This window comes from Streptococcus sp. KHUD_017, assembly GCF_054861245.1.
Map to the genome: position 1 here is coordinate 643,107 of NZ_CM142175.1, position 22,039 is coordinate 665,145.

Consider the following 22,039-nt stretch of genomic DNA (forward strand, 5'->3'; position numbering starts at 1 on the left):
AAATGCTTGACTTTGATATTTTTTATGATAGAATGAATAATGTAATCGTTAACAGGAGGTGGGTTCGTGCTAAAAAGCGAGAGAAAAAAGTTGATTTTAGAAGAGTTAAGTAAGCATAAAATCGTCTCTATAGAGAAATTAGTAGGCTTGTTAGATACTTCGGAATCAACAGTTAGACGTGATTTGGATGAATTGGAGTCTGAAAATAAACTTCGTCGAGTGCATGGAGGAGCTGAGTTGCCTCACTCCTTGCAAGAAGAAGAAACCATTCAAGAAAAATCTGTCAAAAACCTTCAAGAGAAAAAGTTGATTGCGCAAAAAGCAGCTTCCCTCATCAAAGAAAAAGATGTTATCTTTGTGGATGCAGGAAGTACGACAGCCTTTCTCATTTCGGAATTGGAGCGAAAAGACATTACAGTGGTAACCAATTCCATTCACCATGCGGTACAATTAGTGGATAAGCAAATCCCGACAGTCATTATTGGTGGTGGTGTTAAAATGACAACTGATGCCAGTATCGGAGGAGTAGCTCTCAATCAGATTAACCAGCTTCACTTTGATCGTGCCTTTATTGGTATGAACGGGGTAGATGAAGGTTACTTTACAACTCCGGATATGGAGGAAGGAGCGGTTAAGCGTGCTATCTTAGAAAATGCTAAACAGACTTATGTTCTAGCAGATTCATCTAAGATAGGTCAGTCTTGTTTTGCTAAGGTTGCCCCTATAAAACGTGCTATTGTCATTACAAGCAAGGGTCATGAACTCTTGTCAGCTATCAAAGAGAAAACGGAGGTAATAGAAGTATGATTTATACAGTCACACTCAATCCATCTATAGACTACATTGTCCGTTTAGACAAGGTGAAAGTTGGTAGTGTTAATCGTATGGATAGTGATGATAAGTTTGCTGGTGGTAAGGGAATCAATGTTAGCCGTGTCTTGAAACGCTTGGATATTCCAAATACAGCGACAGGCTTCATCGGAGGTTTTACTGGTAAATTTATCACAGATACTTTAGCTGAAGAACAAATTGAAACGCGATTTGTCCAAGTGGCAGAAGATACGCGTATCAATGTCAAGATTAAAGCAGATCAAGAAACAGAGATAAACGGAACTGGTCCTAATGTTGCGCCCGAACAACTTGAAGAGTTAAAAGCCATTCTTTCAAGTCTGACAGCAGAAGATACAGTTGTATTTGCGGGTTCGAGTGCTAAAAACTTAGGCAATGTCATCTATAAGGAGTTGATTGCTTTGACGCGTCAGACGGGCGCTCAAGTAGTCTGTGACTTTGAAGGTCAGACCTTGATCGATAGTTTGGATTATCAACCACTTTTGGTTAAACCAAATAATCATGAACTGGGAGCTATCTTTGGAGTGAAGCTCGAGAGCTTAGATGAGATTGAAAAATATGCTCGAGAGTTGCTGGCTAAAGGTGCTCAAAACGTAATTATCTCTATGGCTGGTGATGGTGCCCTTCTGGTAACATCCGAGGGAGCCTACTTTGCTAAACCAATCAAGGGAACCGTGAAAAACTCAGTTGGTGCTGGTGACTCTATGGTTGCTGGATTTACAGGTGAGTTTGTCAAATCAAAAGACGCAGTGGAAGCCTTCAAATGGGGAGTGGCTTGTGGAACAGCAACAACCTTCTCAGATGACTTGGCGACTTCAGCATTTATTAAAGAGACTTATGAAAAAGTTGAGGTAGAAAAAAGATGAAAATTCAGGATTTACTGAGAAAAGATGTGATGTTGCTTGATTTGCAAGCAACTGAAAAAACAGCAGCTATCGAAGAAATGATTCATAGCTTGGTAGAGCACGGATATGTGACAGATTTCGAAACTTTCAAAGAAGGAATCTTGGCGCGTGAAGCTTTGACTTCTACAGGTTTGGGTGACGGTATCGCAATGCCTCACAGCAAAAATGCTGCTGTTAAGGAAGCAACTGTTCTCTTTGCTAAGTCAAACAAGGGTGTTGACTACGAAAGTTTAGACGGGCAAGCAACTGACCTCTTCTTTATGATTGCTGCTCCAGAAGGTGCCAATGATACTCACTTGGCTGCCTTAGCAGAATTGTCACAATATTTGATGAAAGACGGATTTGCTGATAAGCTTCGTCAAGTAACATCAGCTGATCAAGTCATTGAACTCTTTGACCAAGCTTCAGAAAAAGCTCAAGAACCAGTTCAAGCTTCTGCAAATGAATCTGGTGACTTTATCGTAGCAGTTACAGCTTGTACAACAGGAATTGCCCACACATACATGGCCCAAGAAGCACTTCAAAAAGTGGCTGCAGAAATGGGTGTTGGTATCAAGGTTGAAACCAACGGTGCCAGCGGTGTTGGCAACAAATTAACAGCAGAAGATATCCGCAATGCTAAAGCTGTCATTATTGCCGCTGATAAGGCTGTTGAAATGGATCGTTTCAATGGTAAACCATTGGTGAATCGTCCAGTTGCAGACGGTATTCGTAAGACAGAAGAGTTGATCAACTTGGCTCTTTCTGGAAATGCTGAAGTGTACCGTGCTGCTAATGGAGCGCAAGCTTCAACAGCATCTAACGAAAAACAAAGTCTAGGTGGTGCCTTCTACAAACACTTGATGAGTGGTGTATCACAAATGTTGCCATTCGTTATCGGTGGTGGTATCATGATTGCCCTTGCCTTCTTGATTGATGGGGCTTTAGGTGTGCCTAATGAGAGTCTTGGAAATCTTGGTTCTTACCATGAACTCGCTTCGATGTTCATGAAAATCGGTGGATCAGCCTTTGATTTGATGCTTCCAGTGTTTGCTGGATATGTTGCTTACTCAATCGCTGAAAAACCAGGTTTGGTAGCCGGTTTCGTAGCTGGTGCTATCGCTAAAGAAGATTATGCCTTTGGTAAAATCCCTTACGCTCAGGGCGGTGAAGCAACTTCAGCTCTTGCAGGGGTATCATCAGGTTTCCTTGGAGCTCTTGTTGGTGGATTTATCGCAGGTGCCTTGGTGCTCTTGGTTAAGAAATACGTGAAGGTTCCTCGCTCGCTTGAAGGTGCTAAATCAATCCTTCTCTTGCCACTTTTTGGAACAATCTTGACAGGATTTGTCATGCTTGCTGTTAACATCCCAATGGCAGCTATTAACACTGCTATGAACGACTTCCTTGGCGGTCTTGGAGGCGGATCAGCTGTCCTTCTTGGTATCGTTCTTGGAGGAATGATGGCTGTCGATATGGGTGGACCTGTCAATAAAGCAGCATATGTCTTTGGTACTGGTACTCTTGCAGCAACAGTGGCAACAGGTGGTTCAGTAGCCATGGCAGCAGTTATGGCAGGAGGAATGGTTCCACCACTTGCAATCTTTGTCGCAACACTTCTCTTCAAAAATAAATTTACAAAAGAAGAACGTAACTCAGGTTTGACGAACATTGTTATGGGATTGTCATTCATCACTGAAGGTGCGATTCCATTTGGTGCAGCTGACCCAGCTCGTGCTATTCCAAGCTTTATCCTTGGTTCAGCAGTAGCAGGTGGACTTGTTGGTCTTGCAAATATCAAACTCATGGCACCACATGGAGGAATCTTCGTTATCGCCCTTACAACAAATGCCCTTCTTTACCTTGTCTTTGTCTTGATAGGAGCACTTGTTAGTGGTGTGGTTTATGGTTACCTTCGTAAACCATTAGAAAAATAATTACAATAGATTCAAATGACTGAACACAAAAGTGTGCAGTCATTTTTTAACCCCTCGAAAAGTTTCTGAAATATGTTATAATAGAAGCATGGCAAACAAGAATACAACTAAAACAAGACGCAGACCGTCTAAAGCAGAATTGGAAAGAAAACAAGCGATTCAACGAATGTTGATTTCCTTAGCTTTGGCTATCTGTTTAATTTTTGCAGCCCTCAAATGGGGAGCTGTCGGAATCACTGTTTATAACCTGATTCGCTTACTCGTAGGGAGTTTAGCATACTTAGCTATTTTCTCTCTCTTGATTTATCTATTCTTCTTTAAGTGGATTCATAAACAAGAAGGCTTGCTAGCAGGTTTCTTCTTTATTTTTGCAGGCTTGCTCCTCATCTTTCAAGCTTATCTTGTCTGGAAGCTTAGCATGGCAAATGCTATTTTTCAAGGAACGATTGGACAAATCTTTAAAGATTTAACCAGTTTTCAAGTAACCGGTTTTGCAGGGGGAGGCTTGTTAGGGGTAGGGCTCTACATTCCGGTAGCCTTTTTGTTCTCAAACATCGGTACCTATTTCATCGGGGCAATCTTAATCCTAATCGGAGCTCTTTTAATGAGTCCATGGTCTATCTATGATATTGCTGATTTTCTTTCAGCTCGATTTACTATCTGGATGGAACGCCGTGAACAGAGAAAACAAGAACGCTTTATCAAGCGTGAAGAAGAAAAAGCACGAAGAGAAGCAGAAGAGCAAGCAAGACTTGAAAAAGAAAGAGAAGAGCAGGCTTTGCTTGACATGCAGCCTGTAGATATGGAAACTGGAGAAATCTTATCAGACGAACCACTGCAAGCATTTCCTCCACTTCCAGAGGAGGAATGGCTAGAACCTGAGATTATTCTCCCGCAAGCTGATTTTGATTACCCTGAAGAAGGGGACTATCCAGAAGAAGAAGTTTTCTCTGAAGAAGATGATGATGATGACGAAGAGGTTGAAGTAGATTTTTCTGCTAAAAAGACCTTGGAGTATAAGCTTCCAAGCTTGCAACTCTTTGCGCCAGATAAACCAAAAGATCAGTCAAAAGAAAAGAAAATCGTTCGAGAAAATATTAAAATTTTGGAAGAGACCTTCGCAAGTTTTGGTATCAAGGTAACAGTTGAGCGTGCTGAAATCGGTCCGTCGGTGACCAAGTATGAGGTTAAACCTGCAGTTGGTGTCCGTGTCAACCGTATTTCCAATCTAGCAGACGATTTAGCTTTGGCTTTGGCTGCTAAAGATGTCCGTATCGAAGCACCGATTCCTGGGAAATCCTTGGTAGGTATCGAAGTTCCTAACTCAGAAATTGCAACTGTATCCTTCCGTGAGCTTTGGGAACAATCTCAAACAAAACCTGAAAATCTTTTAGAAATTCCTCTTGGGAAGGCCGTTAACGGAACAGCTCGTAGTTTTGATTTGGCAAAAATGCCTCACTTACTTGTAGCTGGTTCTACAGGTTCTGGTAAATCCGTTGCAGTTAATGGTATTATCGCAAGTATTCTGATGAAGGCTCGCCCAGACCAAGTCAAATTTATGATGGTGGACCCTAAGATGGTTGAGCTATCCGTTTACAACGATATCCCTCATCTCTTGATTCCAGTTGTGACCAACCCTCGTAAGGCCAGCAAGGCCCTTCAAAAAGTCGTTGATGAGATGGAAAACCGCTATGAACTTTTCGCCAAAGTCGGAGTTCGAAATATTGCTGGTTTCAATGCTAAAGTTGAGGAATTCAACGCTCAATCAGAGTACAAACAAGTACCTCTACCTTTAATTGTTGTGATTGTGGATGAGTTGGCTGACCTCATGATGGTTGCTAGCAAGGAAGTAGAAGATGCCATTATCCGACTTGGACAGAAGGCGCGTGCGGCTGGTATTCACATGATTCTTGCAACCCAGCGTCCTTCAGTGGATGTTATCTCTGGTTTGATTAAGGCAAATGTGCCTTCACGTGTAGCATTCGCGGTTTCTTCAGGAACAGATTCACGTACAATTTTGGATGAAAATGGTGCGGAGAAATTGCTTGGTCGAGGGGATATGCTCTTTAAACCAATTGATGAAAACCATCCTGTTCGTCTCCAAGGTTCCTTTATCTCAGATGATGATGTGGAACGCATCGTAAACTTCATTAAGGCGCAAGCTGATGCGGATTATGATGAAAGCTTTGATCCTGGAGAAGTATCTGAGACAGAAGGTGAGTTTAGTTCTGGAGATGATGGTGGAGATCCACTTTTCGAAGAAGCCAAGGCGCTTGTTATCGAGACACAAAAAGCAAGTGCATCCATGATTCAACGTCGTCTATCAGTTGGTTTTAACAGAGCAACTCGACTGATGGAAGAATTAGAAATGGCTGGTGTTATCGGTCCGGCTGAAGGAACAAAACCTCGTAAAGTCTTACAACAGTAAATTGTTTGAAAATAGAATAAAAATTCAAGAAATCACCTTTAGGAAATTGGAATAATCTTCTCTAATTTTTCGAAGGTGGTTTCTTTCTTTTTGCCTAGGATTATAAGTATTTTTGTTCTAAAAAGACTTTCAGGTTGGTCCGATCTTTAGATTTTACTTTTACTAATTTTAACTAATAAAGTATTGATTTTTAAACTAGGTTTTGATATATTAAAATGGTATAAGAAATATTTAAATGTTTAAAAAATAAGCGAAAAAAATGAAGGGGGTTATTTTTTTAAGGATAAATGCAAACGCTTACTTTTTAAGCAGAAAGGATTAAAAACTAATGGATAAAAGGTTATTTGAAAAACGTTGTAAATATAGTATTCGGAAATTTTCATTAGGTGTTGCCTCTGTTATCATTGGTGCTACATTCTTTGGAACAAGCACTGTTTTAGCAGATACAGCCCAAACTGGATCTACCGCAAATATGCCAGCTGATTTAGCAGCAGCTCTGGCCAATGCAAAAGATGATAATGGTCATGATTTTGAAGCACCGAAAGCTGGAGAAGATCAAGGTTCTCCTGAAGTTACTGATGGACCAAAAACTGAGGAAGAATTACTAGAGAAAGAAAAAGAAGCTGTAGCAACTTCAGCAACTGAAAATGAACTTCCTAAAGATCTGCGTGAAAAAGTCGATAAAGCTGAAGACAGCGGTCATTCTGCTTCAAAAGAAGATTTGGAAAAAGAAGACAAAAGTTTAGTTCCAGCAGAAGTTGCTAAGACAAAAAATGGTGAATTGAACTACGGTGCTACAGTTGAAATTAAGAGTGATGCTGGTACTGGTAGTGGTATTGTTATTGGAGAAAATCTTGTCTTATCAGTATCTCATAACTTTATCAAAGATGTTCCAGACGGGAACAATCGTAAAGTAGCTGATAACATTGATAGTGATAAAGATGTTTATACAGTTTCTTATGAAGGTGCACCAGACGTTAAGTTCAGTAAAAATGATGTAAAACACTGGGATCGTGAAGGCTTCCTGAAAGGTTATAAAAATGACTTAGCCATTGTCAAGCTTCGCAGTCCTCTTGCAAATGCTCCAGTTGAAGTTGCGGATAAACCATCAACTATCAAGAAAGGAGATAAGGTTCATGTATTTGGATATCCAAAAGGTGAACTCGATCCAATCCTTAATACCACTGTCGAAGATATTAATGACCATGGAGAAGGCGTTCGTGGAATTAGCTACCAAGGAAGTGAACCTGGTGCAAGTGGCGGTGGAATCTTTGATGAAAACGGAAAATTAATTGGGATTCATCAAAACGGTGTATCTGGTAAACGTAGTGGTGGTATTCTTTTCTCACCTGCTCAGTTAGAGTGGATTCAAAACTATATCAAAGGCATTGAAACAACGAAACCAGCTGGTCTAGATGCACTTGATAAACAAGTTGAAGATAAAGAAGAAAAACCAAAAGAGGACAAACCTCAGGAAGAAAAACCAGTTGAAAACAAACCAGCAGAAAACAAACCAGCTGAAGCAGCAACGGGAGGAACTAGCGACGCTACTGCCGAAGTGAAAAAAGAGTGGGACTCAGTAAGCCGTGTGAAAGGAAATGTTGAAGTCGTTGAAGAAGGCGGAGTACGCTACAACAAATTAACTTCAACAACAGCTAACGACAATGGAGCAAACGAAGCTTTATTTGAAAAAGCTGGATTACAGGCGGATGCGGAAGGAAATGTAAGCGTTGACTTAACGTTCAAGGCAAATACTCCTCCAGCTGAAACACGCTTTGGGGTATATCTAAAATATAAAGATAATGACAATAACATCTTTGTTGGGTATGACAAGGGCGGTTGGTTCTGGCAATACAAAGGACCAAATGTAAACACTTGGTATAGTAAGACTCGTGTAGAAGCACCAAATGTAGGTGAAGAAAACCACCTATCTATCGTTTACAAAAAAGACGGTCAATTAAATGCTACAAATAATGGACAAAATTTATTTAGCACAGAAGTTGTTCCAGAAGTTGTCAAGAACGCTTTAGCTGATGTGAATAAAGTTTACCTCAAAGCTGGTACTTACGGTACAGAATTATCTTCTGTATCGATAAAAGCGGATAACCAAGATAACATCAAACCTGAAGAAGAAACTCCAGCTGTGGATGATGGGTTACGTCGCAATGACCAAGATGTTCACTATGAAACTTTACAATCAGAACAATTAAAAGCGATTATCGACACAGCGTTTCCACGTGTTAAAGAATATGAATTAGATGGAAAAACGTTAACAGGTCAAGTTCAAAAATTAGATAAAATGTCAATCAACGGTGTATTAGTCACTCCAGAAGTTCAATACCGTAAGATTGATGACACTACTGCAGAATATGTAATGAAGGTGAGAAACGATGATGAATTCATCAACGCTGAAATCACTGTAAAATTACAATTAGTCGGCAACGAAATGCATTTCGATGTCACTAAAGTAGTGAACAAAAACAATGTCGAAATGGGTAAACCAGTCGACAATGTTCGCAAATTAATCCAAACCATTGAATTTCCAGGAAACACACTTGTTTCTGTTGGTTCTAATAAACAAGGTGCAAAATTCGACGGAGCTCAAATGTCTACAAACACACATAACCGTGGAGACTATCATTTAGACTTGAAAGAAGGCAAGATGAATGAATATACTTACGGCTTCATGTATGGGTTTGTTTCTTCTAACGAATTGGCAGCGTCTGTTTGGAGTAACTCTCAATTTACTTACAAAGGAAATGACTTTGCACGTTTAACAACAGCGTTAGAACGTGTTGAAGGCGTAAACTACTTGGGTATCCAAAGCTCACCTTACTGGTACCAACGTGCTTATAAGAACTTAGTATTCCCAGAATACACATTAGAATTACCAAGTTCTAAAGTAGTCATCACAAAAGATTTAAACAAAGATAATGTTGTGGACTGGCAAGATGGTGCGATTGCATATCGTAATATCATGAACAATCCTAAAGGAGCAGAATCTGTTCCAGATTTAGTAGCCTATCGTATTGCGATGAACTTTGCATCTCAAGCGCAAAACCCATTCTTAATGACATTAGATGGTATTAAGAAGATTAACTTACACACAGATGGTTTAGGCCAATCAATCCTACTTAAAGGGTATGGTAGTGAAGGTCACGACTCAGGTCACTTAAACTATGCAGATATCGGTAAGAGAATCGGTGGCGTTGAAGACTTCAAGAAATTATTAGCGAGAGCAAAAGAATACGGAGCTAAAGTCGGTATTCACGTAAACGCTTCTGAAACATATCCTGAATCTAAATACTTCAGTGAAGCCATTTTACGTAGAAACTCTGACGGAACATATATGTACGGTTGGAACTGGTTAGACCAAGGTATCAACATCGATGCAGAATATGACTTGGCTCATGGGCGTTTGGATCGTTGGAAAGAATTAAGAGAAAAACTTGGTGGCGATTTAGACTTCATCTATGTGGACGTTTGGGGTAACGGACAATCAGGAGATAACACTGCTTGGCCAACTCACGTACTTGCTAAAGAATTAAACTCTCAAGGCTGGCGTATGGCTATCGAGTGGGGCTTCGGTGCGGAATATGATTCAACATTCCAACACTGGGCAGCTGACTTAACTTACGGTGGATACACACTGAAAGGTATTAACTCAAACATTACTCGATTCATCCGTAACCACCAAAAAGACTCATGGGTGGGTGACTATCCAAGCTACGGTGGTGCCGCTAACTATCCATTACTTGGTGGATATAACATGAAAGACTTCGAAGGATGGCAAGGTCGAAGCGACTACGAAGGATATATTCGTAACCTCTTCGAAAACAACATCATGACGAAGTTCTTCCAACACTACAAAGTTTCTAAATGGGTGAACGGTGACCCAGTTGCGATGAGCGACAACGGTCAAAACTACAAGTGGACTCCAGAGATGGAAGTACATTTAACAAATGACAATGGAGACGAAGTGAAGATTGTTCGTCAATCGAACGATCCTAATAGCCCAGACTACCGTAAACGTGTAACTACACTAAACGGTCGTGTTATTGAAAATGGCGGAAGCTATTTAGTACCATGGAACTGGGATGAAAATGGTAAAGCTTTAACAGGCGACAAAGAAAAGATGTACTTCTTTACCAATACTGCTGGAACAACTGAATGGACACTTCCAGAAGATTGGACTGGAGATAAAGTATACCTTTACCGTCTAACAGACCAAGGTAAGAAAGATGTTGTAGAATTAACAGTCGGCGCAGACCGTAAGATTCAAATTACGGGAGATGCGTACCAACCATATGTACTTTACAAAGCTCCTCAAGGCAAGAAGACAATGGTATGGAGTGAAGGACTACACATCTATGACCAAGGTTTCAACAGCGGAACATTAGATCATTGGGAAAAAACTGGTGACAGCGAACATGCTGAAATTGTGAAATCTCAAGGGGCTAACGAAATGTTACGTATTCAAGGAAACACTGAACGTGTGACATTGAAACAACGCTTAACAGACTTAAAACCTAATACAAGATATGCTGTTTATGTAGGTGTAGATAACCGAAGCGATGCACGTGCGGATATCACAATCCGTGTTGGAGATAAAGTGATTTCTAACTACACAAACAAATCAATTGCGAAGAACTATGTCCAAGCACATGCGCATAACACACTTAAGAAGAATGCGACAGTGGATAATACAAGTTACTTCCAAAACATGTATGTATACTTCACAACAGGTGAAGATGTTTCTAACGTGACATTAGAACTTGGACGTGATGCAGATGCAGCAGCAACTTACTTCGATGAAATTCGTGTGTTTGAAAATCAATCTGTAATGTACAACGAAAAACACGACACAGGAAATGGTAAATTCAAACAAGACTTTGAAGAAGTGCCTCAAGGTATCTTCCCATTCGTAGTCGGCGATGTTGAAGGCGTACAAGATAACCGTACTCACTTATCTGAGAAACACGAACCATATACACAACGTGGATGGAATGGTAAGAAAGTCAACGATGTTATCGAAGGCAATTGGTCATTGAAGACGAACGGTTTATCAGGTTATGACAAACTCGTTTACCAAACAATTCCACAAAACTTCCGCTTCGAAGAAGGTAAGACTTATAAAGTAACCTTCGAGTATGAAGCAGGTTCAAATGGAGCATACTCATTCGTTATCGGTAATGGCGAAAATTCTCGTCGTAGTAAATTAACGAAATACGACTTAGAAAACACTTGGGAAAATTCATCAACTCCTAAGAAAGTAAGCTTCTATGTTACTGGTGAAAAGGGTGGAAACACTTGGATTGGTATTTACTCAAATGCGCGTGGTGCCGATACCAAAGGAGATACAGATAACAACGAAATCAACTTCAAAGGTTATAAAGACTTTATGTTAGATAACCTTGAAATTGAAGAAATTAAGTTAACTGGTAAGATGATCATCGATGAAGCATACGAAAAGAATACTCCAATCGTAAATGGCAACTACAAACAAGATTCATTAAATGCTTATAAAGACGCTGTAGCAGCTTTATTAGAAGCAGACGATGATATTAGTGTGGATGATGCTAAAGCTCTTGTAGAACGCGTTAACGAGGCTAAAGAAAAACTTGCTGTGAAACGTAGCGCTCCAGATTGGGACGATATTCATGATCTTGATGCTCCTTATGAGGAAGCAGATAATGTATGGTATGCATTTGATGGAAATACAAATACTTTATGGCATACACCTTATGGAGTGAATAGCTTAGGAAAACCATTAACAGTAGAGTTCAATAATCCGATGGAATCAACTCGCTTTGAATATGTTCCTCGTCCTTCAGGTTCAAACGGACGTGTGATGAGCGGTAGCCTTACAGTGATTGATGAAAAAGGACAAGAACATAACTTTAACTTTACTGGATGGGCAAATGATGCGAAGACAAAAGTGATTAACTTCGATGCTCCGATCAAAGTGAAGAAAGCAATCTTTACTGGTAACGAAACATACGGTGATCCTGGACATATTTCAGCAGCGGAATTACGCTTCGTCCTTCCAATTGAAGATGATAAACCATTAGATGAAGCCGCATACAATGCTGAAGTAGAACGTGTTCGTAAGATTGATCGTCAAGATGCGAAAGAATACTTGGCGGCTGTTGAAGCGTACAAGAATGGTCTTGCAGAACATAACTTATTAACTCCAAACGGACTTAATAAATTGGTAGAAGGCTTGAAAGAAATTAAAGAAACTGCAGAGCCAACTACAGATCCGAAACCAACTCCAGATCCAGAGCCAACTCCAGATCCAGAGCCAACTCCAGATCCGAAACCAACTCCAGATCCAGAGCCAACTCCAGATCCGGAGCCAACTCCAGATCCAAAACCAACTCCAGATCCAGAGCCAACTCCAGATCCAAAACCAACTCCAGATCCAGAGCCAACTCCGGATCCAGAGCCAACTCCAGATCCGAAACCAACTCCAGATCCAGAGCCAACTCCGGATCCAGAGCCAACTCCAGATCCGAAACCAACTCCAGATCCAGAGCCAACTCCAGATCCAAAACCAACTCCAGATCCAGAGCCAACTCCAGATCCAGAGCCAACTCCAGATCCGAAACCAACTCCAGATCCAGAACCAACTCCAGATCCAGAGCCAACTCCAGATCCAAAACCAACCCCAAATCCAAAACCAACTCCTGAACCTGAAGTACTATCAAGTAAGGGAGATCAGCAACCACCAGTAGTTGAAATTGCTGAATTTACAGGTGGAGTTAATGCTGCAGAAGCAGCTGTTTATGACATTCCAGAGTTCAAGGGTGGCGTTAATTGGGTTGAAGCGGACAAGAATGAGCTCCCAGAATTCAAGGGCGGCGTTAATTGGGTTGAAGCGGACAAGAATGAGCTCCCAGAATTCAAGGGTGGCGTTAATTGGGTTGAAGCTGCTAAGAATGATGTTCCTGAGTATAAAGAAACATTAGGTTCAGGAGACAATCAGACAAGTCCAGTTGCAGAAAAACTTGATCAGAAAGCAGCTCTTACACCAACACCTGCTATGCAAGAAGCACAAAAAGAAGCAGATCAGTCCAAACTTCCTGAAACAGGTGAAGGCGCAACTGAACACATCTTCCTAGCTGGTCTTACATTAGCAATGTCTGTTCTATTTCTTCAAAAAAGAAAAGAAGATTAAAATATAATTGAGTTTTATACTATGAAAACTCAAACTCCTAACTTATTGTAATGGAGAAAACCAAACACCTAGAGAGGACCTCTTGGTCCTCCCTTTTTAAAAGGGAAATGAGAACGCTTACCCAATTTAAGCGTTGGAAAGGAAATAAAGAAAATGGGAAAACATTTTTTTGAGAGACGGTGTCATTACAGTATACGTAAGTTTGCAATAGGCGCTGCTTCTGTCATGATTGGTGCAAGCATTTTTGGTGCTGGTATGGTTCAAGCAGCAGAAACAGAAGGGCCTGCAGAGACAGAAGGCGCGGTGACACAGGTTCAGCCCCTAGATAAGTTACCAGCGGATATAGCAGCAGCTATTGAAAAAGCTGAATCAGCAAAACCAACTGATCCTACTGAAACGAATCCGACTGATGCGGAAGCTCAGCCTGAAAATACTGGAGAAGTAGCTCCAAAACCAGCTGAAACTCCAGTTCCTAAGGAAGAAGCAACACCAAAACCAGCTGAGACTCCAAAAGAAGAAGCAGCACCAGTAGCTAAACCAGCAGAAAAGCCAGTTACTAAAGATTTGGTTGAAACTCCAGATGTCAATCATTTGGAAAAGGCTACTGCGACAGCATCAAACCATGAAGCGAACACACCATTTACTGCTGAGAAGGCGATTGATGGAAATCCAGATACTCGTTGGGCAACTGACCGTGATGTTGTGAAACCAACAATCGAATTTAAGCTTGAAAAGACAACCTTAATCAAGCATGTGGAAATTGATTGGGATCGTCGTGTTCGTGGCGAGCAAAATGATCCAAACATCAAATCTTGGAATCTCTATTATGCAGGTCAAGACGAAGTAAATGGATCAGGTCCTGGAGAATGGAAGTTGGCTCATCAACGAACAGGGACTCCGGTTCTAGATGAAAAAGTTGACTTAAAAGAAGCCGTTCAAGCTAAGTATCTTAAACTTGAAATTACAGATTATCAAGCCGGTACTATGCAATGGAAAAATGTGGGTATTCAAGAAATTCGTGCCTACTCAAATATTCCAGACACCAGCAAACCAACAGATATTCGTCAAGTTACAGAAATAGCGGTTGCTGAAGACGGAAAATCACTTGTATTGCCTAAATTACCTGGTCAAGTTAGCTTGATTGGAAGCAATAAGCAAGGTGTTATCGACCTAAATAATAAAATCTACACACCACTGACAGAACAACATGTCAAAGTGATGGTCCAACAAACCAATGATAACCATACCTTCACAAAAGAATTTGAAGTTGTCATTAAAGGCTTGCACGCTGATGAAGGCGTTGGGACCAAACCTGCAGTTGCCCCAGCAGTTCAACAATGGTACGGCACTGAAGGTAAAACTTCTATTACTTCAGAAACTATCATTTCCGTTGGGAATTCTGGATTTGATAAGGAAGCTAAGTTCTACCAAACTGACCTTGAAAATCGTGGTTTGGAAGTCGCAACCGGTGGTCAAGAAGCGCAAAACCGTATTGAGTTTAAAAAGGTTGAAGACAAGGGTTATGGCAAAGAAGGCTATGGTATCACCATTAAAGATGGAGTTATCACTGTAGAAGCTGCGACCAATGCAGGAGCATTTTATGCTACACGTACCCTTCTTCAGTTGGGAGAAAATGACCTACAGAACGGTGAAATCCGTGACTTCCCAAGCTTTAGCCACCGTGGATTTATGCTAGACACTGGTCGTAAGTTTATCCCTTATGACACGCTTGTAGATATCATGCTCAACATGGCTTACTACAAGATGAACGATCTTCAATTGCACTTGAACGACAACTATATCTTCCTCGATAAACACGTGGAAGGTAAACATCTCAGCCAACAAGAAGAATTGAATTATGTTCTAAAAAATGCCAAGACAGGCTTCCGTGTAGAGACTGATGTTGTCGGTGAAAATGGTGAAAAATTAACATCTGACGAGCATTATACCAAGGAAGAAATGCAAGAAATTATCAAGTTAGCTAAAGCTTTGCATATCAACCTTGTTCCTGAGATTGACACACCAGGTCATGCTTTGTCCTTTGTTAAGGTACGTCCAGACTTGATGTATCAAGGACGACTAAGTGCTAACAAGCATAATGTAGAGCGTGTAGCGATGCTAGACTTGGATAACAAGTACGAAGAAACCCTCGCTTTTGTTAAATCTGTTTATGACAAATTGCTCGATGGTGAAGACGCACCTCTTCGTGGCGTTTCAACAGTTCATATCGGTACAGATGAGTACTATGGAAGTCCTGAAAGTTATCGACGCTATGTCCATGATATGATCCAGTACATCAAAGGTAAGGGCTTAACACCACGTATTTGGGGTTCACTCACTGCTAAGCAAGGAAATACACCAGTCGATTGGAATGGTGTAGAAGTGGATATCTGGAGCCTTGGTTGGCAAAATCCACAGGCAGCGATTGCTCAGGGTGCTAAGATTATCAATATCTTGGATGTACCAACCTATAGTGTTCCAAGCGGTAGCAACAGTCAGGGACCTTACAGCGACTATGCTAACTATGAAATGCAATACAATGGTTGGGCACCAAATGACTTTACTGCTCGAAGAGGACCACGCCTAGAAGCATCTAATCCAAATGTCATCGGTGGTGGTCATGCAGTTTGGAATGATAACATCGACCTCCATGAAACAGGACTTACATCTTTTGATATCTTTAAACGCTTCTTCAAGAGTATGCAATCAACCGCAGAACGCACTTGGGGTTCAGATCGTGCAGCTAAGACCTATGCAGACCGTATCCAGCCAACTAGTGTTTATGCACCACAATCCAATCCAGATAAGACAGTAGAAGAAAGCGACTTGTTCAAGATTAATCCTGAAACTATCAAAGAATATCTTGCTAAGAAAGTACAGAAGAATGAAGCAGGTCTGAACTTCGAAAAAGATAGCACTATCGAAGGTCTTGTTGGTGATGTTGGTCCGAGTCATGTTTTGAAATTGGATGTAACTGTTACAGGTGATGGAGAGCAAGTCTTCTCTACAAGTGGGGACAACCAACTTTATCTTGCAGACAAGGATGGCTATCTTGCTTATAAATTTGAACAATTCCATATTCAATTCAACAAGAAGCTAGAGAAGAATAAACGTTATCAAATCTCTGTTGTTACGAAACCACAAAAAACAGAAGTTTATGTAGACGGTGAAAAGGTTGAGCGTATTGCAAATCCAGCTCATCCGCGCTTGGCTCACAATAGCTTGGTACTTCCACTTGAAACAATCGGTGGCTTCCAAGGAATCTTGCATAGTGCAGAGTTGTCGAATGAAGCATTTGTAAACCCACGTTTAATCCCAACAGATCATTTCACAGTTTCTGCAACTAGTCAGGAAACACCAGGAACAGAGACTGAAGGACCAGTTGAAAAAGCTTTCGATAATGATCCGAATACCTTCTGGCATTCTAAATGGACTGGAGACCGTGCTCCATATACAGTTGCAATGAATTTGAATGCTCCTGAAAAAGTCAATGGTTTGACTTATCTTCCACGTCCAGGTGGTGGTAACGGAGTCGTGACTTCTTATGAAATCTATGCTCAAAAAGATGGTCAAATGGTTAAGGTTGCATCAGGAACTTGGGAAAATAATACTAAAGAAAAAACTGTTAATTTTGCGGCAGTTGAAACTAATAAGGTAGAATTTAAAGTTCTGTCAGGTGTCGCAGGATTTGGTAGTGCCGCAGAAATTCAACTACTCAAGCCACTTTCTGATAGTGAAACAGAAGAACCAGTTGTTCCAGAAAAACCTGTAACTCCCGAGAAACCGGTGACTCCAGAACAACCAAGAGTTGAAGAAGTGGGCGATGGTACAACTGAACTTGCTGATAGCTTTGTAGCTACAAAACCAGCCAGTGATGATGCGATTGCTGCTGCAGCACAAAGCCAAGACTATCTCAAGAAAGAATACAAGGTATTCCCAACACCACAAAAAGTCACTTATGGTGAAGGTGTCACTAAACTTCAAAAACAAGTGAATCTTGTCATGGGTAATCAGCTAGATATTTATACTCGCAACCGCTTGAAGAGTGTACTACAAGATCATCAAATCTCTTACACAAGCAGTCGAGCAGCAGTAGCAGGTGCTACAAATATCTATCTTGGTGTTCATGGTCAACATTCACAGGCAGAAAAAGAAATATCTGGTATTTCTCAAGGACTCTTTGATAAGATTGATGCTTATGCTTTGTCAATCAAGAACAATACAATCTCTATCGTCGGTAAAGATACAGATGCTGTCTTCTATGGATTGACGACTCTTAAACACATGCTTAATGAAAGCGAAGCTCCAGTTTTACGTAATGTAACTGTTGAAGACTACGCTGAAATTAAGAATCGTGGTTTTATCGAAGGTTACTATGGAAATCCATGGAGCAATGCTGATCGTGCTGAATTGATGCGCTTTGGTGGTGACTTGAAGTTGACCCAATACTTCTTTGCACCAAAAGATGACCCATACCACAACAAGAAATGGCGTGAACTCTATCCAGAAGAAAAATTAGCTGAAATCCGTGAATTGGCGCGTGTCGGAAACCAAAACAAGACTCGTTATGTTTGGACCATCCACCCATTCATGAACAACCGTATCCGTTTTGGCAACGATGCTGATTACCAAAAAGACCTTGAAACTATTAAGGCTAAATTCACTCAGTTGATGGATGTCGGTGTTCGTGAGTTCGGTATTTTGGCAGATGATGCTCCAAGTCCAGTTGGTGGCTACAATAGCTACAACCGCTTGATGAAGGACATGACAGATTGGTTGACTGAAAAACAAGCAACTTATGTTGGCCTTCGTAAGGAAATGATTTTTGTCCCAGGTCAGTATTGGGGTAATGGTCGTGAAGATGAGTTGAAATCTCTAAACGAAAATCTTCCAACTTCAACTTCTATGACCCTTACTGGTGGTAAGATTTGGGGTGAAGTATCTGAAAGCTTCCTTTCAAACCTTAAGAATAATCTGTCTGCAGGAGGTAAGACCTACCGCCCAGTTTCTCTATGGATTAACTGGCCTGTTACAGATAACTCTAAACAACACTTGATTTTGGGTGGCGGTGAGAAATTCCTTCATCCAAATGTGGACCCAAGTCTCCTTTCAGGTATCATGTTGAATCCAATGCAACAATCTGAGCCTTCTAAGATTGCACTCTTCTCAGCAGCTCAGTACGCATGGAAACAATGGAAGTCTGAAGAAGAAGCTAAGAAAGTAAATGACATCGCCTTTAACTTTGTTGAAACAGGTAAGTTTACTGACAGTGAAACATCTGTTGCCTTCCGTGAACTTGGTAAACATATGATCAACCAAAACATGGATGGTCGTGTTGTGAAGTTAGAAGAGTCTGTTGAACTCGCACCAAAATTGGCGGCCTTCATGTCTAAGTTGAAAGCTGGTCAAGATGTCAATGCAGAGCGTCAAGAATTGCGTGCAGAATTTGCTAAAATAAAAGCTGCAGCACAACTTTATAAAGCATCTGGTGACGAAAAGATGCGTGCTCAAATCCACTATTGGTTGGATAATGCTATTGACCAAATGGATGCTTTGAGTGCTTTCCTAGATGGATCAGAAGCTATTGAAAACAATGATTCTGCTAGACTTTGGGATAGCTATTACAAGGGCTTGAAACTTTATGAACAATCACAAACTTATACTTTCCATTATGTAGACCATGATGAAAGAGCTGAGTTGGGTGTACAACATATCCGTCCATTCTTGCTTGGCCTTCGTGAAGTATTGGCAACTGAAGTTCAAAAAGCCCTACACCCAGACCAAGTAATCAGCACCTTTATCACAAACCGTACAGGTGTAGAAGGTGGACTTGCTGAAGTCACTGACGGAGATTTAGGAACACATGCTCTTATCAAATCACCAAACAGCATCCAAACTGGTGACTATATTGGTTTGAAATTTAATAAAGCTGTTCCAATTCAAAACTTGACATTTGCAATGGGAACTCAAGCAAATCCACGCGATACCTTTAACAATGCTAAGGTTGAGTACCTCAATGAAAATGATGAGTGGGTAACACTTTCAGAACCAAGCTACACTGGTAATGAACCTCTTCTTAAATTTGAAAATCTCAATATCAATGCTAAAGCTGTTCGAATGATTGCAACTTCTGATCGTGAGAACACTTGGTTTGCTGTACGAGAAATCGCTGTTAACCGTCCTGTAGAAGTAAGTCGTCCTAAACAGGCAGCTACAGTGACCATCAGTCCAAATCTTATGTACAAGTACAATACGACAGTTGCTCAGATTACAGATGGTCGTGACAATACTGAAGCCATGCTTGCAAATGCTGATCGAACAGATACAACTCCAGTCGGTGGTTGGGTTCAACTAGACTTGGGTGGAGTCAAACCTGTAACTAAGGTCCGCCTCGTTCAAGGATCAGGAGATAAATTGGCAGAAGGTGTTCTTGAGTATTCTACAGATGGTACTTCATGGCAAGAATTGGATCGTTTAGCTGGTGAACAAACCAAAGAAATTGAAACTCCAATTTCAGCTCGCTACATCCGTGTTCGTAACACCAAGAATATCAATCTGTGGTGGCGTATCGCTGACTTCTCAGTTGAAACACGTGCTGGCAATAGCGAGATGACAGATACCAATGTTGAAAGTTTGAAATCAACTCCAGTATATGACAGTCTCGGTCGTTATGACATGCAAATTCCAAGTGGAACTAAGCTTCCAGCTCATAGCTACTTGGGTATGAAGCTAGACCGTCTACACCAGGCTGAAAGCATTCAGGCTATTGGTATTGGAAATCCAGCCCTTGACTTGGAATTCTCTCCAAATGCACAAGAATGGTATCCAGCTAGCCAAGTAACTGATAAGTCCTTGGTGCGTTATGCTCGTTTGGTTAATAAGACTGATCAAGAACAAGCAGTGACAGCAACATCTCTACTCGTTAAGACAAAAGAAGTGGAGCCAACTAAACTTGATTCTACTTCTATGGGAATTGATGCCTACTATGGTGCAAATGATGTTCGCAAGATCAAGAATTTGGATCAGTTGTTTGATGGTGTTTACAATAACTTTGTAGAGTTCTCTGACTATGCACGTAAAGATGGTCACATAACATTGAAACTTGGTAGTGAACGTGAAATCAAGAAGATTAGAGCCTATATCCAAGATGGTACGAAGAACTATCTTCGTGATGGTAAGATTCAGGTTAGCCAAGACGGCAAGACATGGACAGATGTTGTGACAGTAGGTGATGGTGTCGCTAATGAAATGCGCGATGATTCATTGACAGATGGATGGACACATGATTCTAAGATGCCTGGAAATCGCTACATCGAAGGTGAACTTGCAAGTCCAGTTAAAGCTAACTATCTCCGTGTTCTCTTCACTGCTAATTACGATGCTCGTTTTGTTGGATTTACTGAGTTAGTTATCAATGATGGCGAATTTGTGAAACCTATCAACGACCCAACTGTTCAAGGAAACGGTGGAGAAAGTAGAGGCAACCTTTACACAAATCTTGTAGATGGCAAAGTCTTGACAAGCTATAAGGCTGAGAAAAACCAAGGTGAGTTGGTTTACCACTTGTCAGAACCAACAGACGCTAACCACATCCGACTTGTTTCTAGTCTGCCTCAAGGAGTAGCAGCGCGTCTACTTGCTCGCACTCTGAAAACAGACAGAGACGGTGCTTGGACAGATTTGGGAGCAATTACTTCAAGCTTCCAAACATTTGCAGTCAGAGATAAGGCTCCGTTACTTGATGTCAAACTCATTTGGGAAGGTGGCAAGCCAGAGTTCTATGAAATGACGACTTACTACCAAGAACTTTCAGAAGAACCTGAGCCAACTCCAGATCCGAAACCAACTCCAGATCCAGAACCAACTCCAGATCCAGAGCCAACTCCAGATCCAGAGCCAACTCCAGATCCGAAACCAACTCCAGATCCGAAACCAACTCCGGATCCAGAACCAACTCCAGATCCAGAGCCAACTCCAGATCCAAAACCAACTCCAGATCCAGAGCCAACTCCGGATCCGAAACCAACTCCGGATCCAGAACCAACTCCAGATCCAGAGCCAACTCCAGATCCAGAGCCAACTCCAGATCCAGAACCAACTCCAGATCCAGAGCCAACTCCAGATCCGAAACCAATTCCAGATCCGAAACCAACTCCAGATCCGAAACCAACTCCAGAACCTGAAGTCCTTTCAAGTAAGGGAGATCAGCAACCACCAGTAGTTGAAATTCCTGAATTTACAGGTGGCGTTAATGCAGCAGAAGCAGCTGTTCATGACATTCCAGAGTTCAAGGGTGGCGTTAATTGGGTTGAAGCTGCTAAGAATGAGGTTCCAGAGTTCAAGGGTGGAGCTAATTGGGTTGAAGCGGACAAGAATGAGCTCCCAGAATTCAAGGGTGGCGTTAATTGGGTTGAAGCAGCTAAGAATGAGGTTCCAGAATATAAAGAGCCTGTTGCAAACTCAGTTACACCAATTGCGGATCACAAGCAACCTTCAAGTTCAACAAACCAAAAACAAGAACCAGAAGGACCAAATGCACCAGCGACTGAAGCTAAAGGTCAACTTCCAGCAACTGGTGAGCAAGATTCAGTAGGCTTAGCCTTCCTAGCTAGTCTTGGATTGGTCCTCTCTGCAACCTTTATCAAAAAAGGGAAAGAAGACTAAGTACGAATCTTCATTCGATGCAGAATATCTTGTTTTAAAAAAGAAAAACCAGGGACATTAGTTCCTGGTTTTTTTGTGATAAAAATGAAATGAAAAACTA

At 41.2% G+C, this 22,039-nt stretch carries 6 protein-coding genes; all 6 read left to right on the plus strand.

What is annotated here, in order from left to right:
• Positions 1 to 66: 66 nt before the first annotated feature.
• Positions 67 to 807: a DeoR/GlpR family DNA-binding transcription regulator gene (locus ACVAMZ_RS03160; protein WP_461685014.1), complete on the plus strand. Its 741-nt coding sequence runs from the start codon at positions 67 to 69 to the stop codon at positions 805 to 807.
• Positions 804 to 1,715 carry a 1-phosphofructokinase gene (pfkB, locus tag ACVAMZ_RS03165; RefSeq protein ID WP_461685015.1) on the plus strand — a complete coding sequence of 304 codons (912 nt, stop codon included), beginning with the start codon at positions 804 to 806 and terminating at the stop codon, positions 1,713 to 1,715. Before ACVAMZ_RS03160 ends, pfkB begins: the two co-directional genes overlap by 4 nt.
• Positions 1,712 to 3,667 (plus strand): fructose-specific PTS transporter subunit EIIC, encoded by a 1,956-nt coding sequence (locus ACVAMZ_RS03170; protein ID WP_461685016.1) that lies wholly within the window; start codon positions 1,712 to 1,714, stop codon positions 3,665 to 3,667. Before pfkB ends, ACVAMZ_RS03170 begins: the two co-directional genes overlap by 4 nt.
• An 88-nt stretch (positions 3,668 to 3,755) precedes the next feature.
• Positions 3,756 to 6,095 carry a DNA translocase FtsK gene (locus ACVAMZ_RS03175; RefSeq protein ID WP_461685017.1) on the plus strand — a complete coding sequence of 780 codons (2,340 nt, stop codon included), beginning with the start codon at positions 3,756 to 3,758 and terminating at the stop codon, positions 6,093 to 6,095.
• Positions 6,096 to 6,423: 328 nt separating this feature from the next.
• Positions 6,424 to 13,275: a SpGH101 family endo-alpha-N-acetylgalactosaminidase gene (locus ACVAMZ_RS03180; RefSeq protein WP_461685018.1), complete on the plus strand. Its 6,852-nt coding sequence runs from the start codon at positions 6,424 to 6,426 to the stop codon at positions 13,273 to 13,275.
• Between the two features lie 153 nt (positions 13,276 to 13,428).
• Positions 13,429 to 21,939, plus strand: coding sequence for an SIALI-17 repeat-containing surface protein (locus ACVAMZ_RS03185; RefSeq protein WP_461685019.1), 8,511 nt, complete (start codon positions 13,429 to 13,431; stop codon positions 21,937 to 21,939).
• The last annotated feature ends 100 nt before the right edge of the window (positions 21,940 to 22,039 follow it).

Excerpts from the sequence above, each read along its gene's own strand:
- pfkB (WP_461685015.1), top strand. The coding sequence starts at position 804 with ATGATTTATACAGTCACACTCAATCCATCTATAGACTACATTGTCCGT.
- ACVAMZ_RS03170 (WP_461685016.1), top strand. The coding sequence starts at position 1,712 with ATGAAAATTCAGGATTTACTGAGAAAAGATGTGATGTTGCTTGATTTG.
- ACVAMZ_RS03175 (WP_461685017.1), top strand. The coding sequence starts at position 3,756 with ATGGCAAACAAGAATACAACTAAAACAAGACGCAGACCGTCTAAAGCA.
- ACVAMZ_RS03180 (WP_461685018.1), top strand. The coding sequence starts at position 6,424 with ATGGATAAAAGGTTATTTGAAAAACGTTGTAAATATAGTATTCGGAAA.
- ACVAMZ_RS03185 (WP_461685019.1), top strand. The coding sequence starts at position 13,429 with ATGGGAAAACATTTTTTTGAGAGACGGTGTCATTACAGTATACGTAAG.